This window comes from Pseudorhodoplanes sp. (assembly GCF_046289595.1).
GTDB lineage: Bacteria > Pseudomonadota > Alphaproteobacteria > Rhizobiales > Xanthobacteraceae > Pseudorhodoplanes.
The window spans coordinates 1-2,898 of the sequence record NZ_JBKBVB010000086.1 but is presented as its reverse complement, the minus strand read 5'-3'; the positions used below and the strand labels follow the sequence as shown (position 1 = coordinate 2,898).

The window sequence follows — 2,898 nt, the reverse complement described above, 5'->3', positions numbered from 1 at the left end:
CCCGTTGCCTCCGCCGGCGCTGGCGGTGTAAGTGCTGGGCCGGGCCGCGCGGCCGCGTGACAAGGCGCACGGCGGGGAAACGAGCGACGCCGTGAAGGTCTTGAACCGCGCTTTGCGCGAGACGTCCATACCGGAAGTCTAGATGAGATCCGGACCGATGCGTTCCGTCGGCCCGGATCGTATTGTCGCTCAGAATTCCTTGTTCATCCTGGCGTCAACCGAGTAGGGACCGGCACCGCGGACGACGAGCAGCAACGCCACCGCGGCGTAGAGTAGGGGATATTCGTTGCCGCGCGCGGTCCAGAAGAAGCCGCCGACACCCATATGGAAGCGTGCCGCTTCCAGCATGAAGATCAGAACCGCAACCGCGACGGGGCGCGTGAACAGGCCGATCACCAAAAGGATGCCGCCGCCGAATTCAAGAAGCGCGATCAGCCAGCCCCAGACCGCCGGCATGGGATAGCCGACCTTCTGCAGCAGCCCGATGAAACCGTTCATGCCAGGTCCACCAAACGAGCCGAACAGCTTCTGCATGCCGTGTGGAATGAGAATGAGTCCTGCGGCGACGCGCAAGACGAGATAGGCGAATTCTTCCCATCCCGAATAAAGCTTCGCGAGTGCTGGCACGTAATGTTGTGACGGCTGTCTGGCGGCCATTGCGATGTCTCCCCGTTTCGAGGCGCAGATTGCTGCAACGACGCGAGATACGCCGGCATCACCGCGCGCATGCGCCTCATTTGCGTTGTCTTTGCGGGATGCGACCTAAGTCTAACGAAGGCGCTTTCGGCCGCCTAGCCGACCGCCTGTGGTTTGCACATGGTTTCAAGCGCTTGCTGAGTGTTGCGTTGGCTCGCGGACTCAACGTATGCGCGTAAGCATGCCGGCGGGGGTGTCCACGCCGGCGTTTTGGTTCGGACGGCGGTTTCGATCAGCGCGTCAGTAAAGCGCGTCGCGTTTTTTCAGTTCGTCCTGCAGGTCCCTGAAGATCGCGTCCGGGTCATGGCCGGCTTTTCTGACATTGGCCTCCCATTCCGCCTTCAGCGGCCCGGCGGCTTTGCGCCATTCGGCAAGCTGTTCGGCCGTGATCGGATAGACCTCCTTGCCCGGCTGCGCCTTGATCTTGTCACGGCCGGCCGATTCCATCGTCGCCCACGGGGTTGCGATCGTCTCCGCCCATTCCGGCGTGCAATGCTCGTCCATGACCTTGCGTTGTGAGGGAGAAAGCGACTCGTACTTCGCCTTGTTCATTACCCAGGTCTGCTCGGTCACATAGAACTGCGAATCGAGGTGATACTTCGTCACCTTGTCGATGCCGAACAGCACCACCGAACCCCACGGGAAGGTGATGCCTTCCGCCACGCCTTTTTCCAGCACGTCTCGCGCTTCCGGCGCCGAAGCCTGCACGTTGGTGCCGCCGAGCAGTGACACGAAACGCGCGATGGTCGCGTTGGCCGGCCGAATCTTCATGCCTTTCACATCGCCCGGCACCACGACCTTCTTGTTCACGGTGTGGAAGGTCGCCGGGTCGTGCGCGAAGGTGAGGCAATACTTGACGTCCTTCATCTCCCTGTCAGCGTATTTGCGATACCAGGCATCGAGTGCGGCGCTGCCCTGCTTTGAATTGGCGAACAGAAACGGCAATTCGGACGCACCGATGATCGGGAAGCGGCCCGGCTCATAGCCGGGATTCACATGCGCGATATCGGCGATGCCGTCACGCGCCATGTTGTAATGGTCGAATGCTTTTCCGAGCTGTTGTGCCGGAAAGATGCGGATGTTGATCGTGCCGTTCGAGGCCTTCCTGATCGATTCCGCCCAGGATTCCGCCGCCACATGCATCGGATGGGTCGGCGGCACCCAGTGGCCGAACCGCAATTCGACCGGCTTGTCTTGGGCGAGGGCCGGCACGGAGAGGGCGGTGGCGAGCAGACATGCCGCCACGGGAATGGCAAAGCGTCTCATCGATGACTCCTCCCTGAAGTCGCCTTATGGCGGCGATCCAAGGAGGGAAGGCTAATGCCGCCACCGCCCCGAGGCCAGTGCGGCATTGCCGCGTCCGCATCAAAGGCCGGCGGGCCGCGTCACTCGGCCGCGGAGGGCAAAGCGCGCTTGTCCCAGTGAAGGGCAGCCCTGGTGTGATCCTGGTCGCCGCCCAGCGCATCGCGGGCATCCGCCCACAGGCAGCAGACGAGCTGTCCGACCGGTGCCTCAACGCCAATCTGCTCAGCGAGGTCGGCGGCGATCTTGACGTCCTTGGCGAGAAGCCCGAGCGCAAAGCCGGTGGCAAATTTTCCGGATAGGACATGCTGCTTGATCAGCATTTCGGAGGCGAAGCTGCGTCCGGTCGAGACGTTCACCACATCCGCCATGATTTCCGGATCGAGGCCGAATTTACGCCCCACCGCGACGGCTTCCGCAGCGGCGGCAAAGCTCGTCGCCGCGAGGAAATTGTTCAGGCATTTCATCGCATGGCCGCAGCCCAGCGATCCCACCTCAAACAGTTTCGAGCCCATGCAGGCGAGCACGGGCTTTGCCGTCGTGACCGCATCCGGCTCGCCGCCGATCATGATCGCAAGAGATCCATCCGTGGCGCGGGGCACGCCCCCTGAGACCGGCGCATCCACCAGCTTGAGATTGCGCGCAGCAAGATCCTTGCCGAGCGCGCGTGTGCCGACCGGGTCGGCCGAACTCATGTCGATCACGATCGCACCGGCTTTCAGGTTCGCCGCCAGCGCGCCGCCCTGCATGGTGAACAGCGCCTCGCGCACTTCCTTGCCGTTCGGCAGCATGGTGACGACGGCGTCGCAGGCCTCGCCGAGCTCGGCGAGCTGGTCGGTCGCGCGCGCGCCCTTCTTCCCCGCAAAGGGTTTTTTGCGTTCGGAGCCGAGATCGAAAGAC

General features: G+C 63.0%; 3 protein-coding genes. All 3 read right to left on the bottom strand.

Going from position 1 to position 2,898, the window contains the following annotated elements:
• Window positions 1–189 precede the first annotated feature (189 nt).
• Window positions 190–657: a DoxX family protein gene (locus tag ACK41X_RS16450; protein WP_409725537.1), complete on the bottom strand. Its 468-nt coding sequence runs from the start codon at window positions 655–657 to the stop codon at window positions 190–192.
• Window positions 658–936: 279 nt separating this feature from the next.
• Window positions 937–1,962 carry a TRAP transporter substrate-binding protein gene (locus tag ACK41X_RS16445; RefSeq protein ID WP_409725534.1) on the bottom strand — a complete coding sequence of 342 codons (1,026 nt, stop codon included), beginning with the start codon at window positions 1,960–1,962 and terminating at the stop codon, window positions 937–939.
• A gap of 119 nt (window positions 1,963–2,081) precedes the next feature.
• Window positions 2,082–2,898: NAD(P)-dependent oxidoreductase (locus ACK41X_RS16440; protein WP_409725531.1), on the bottom strand; the 817-nt coding region annotated here is incomplete at its 5' end.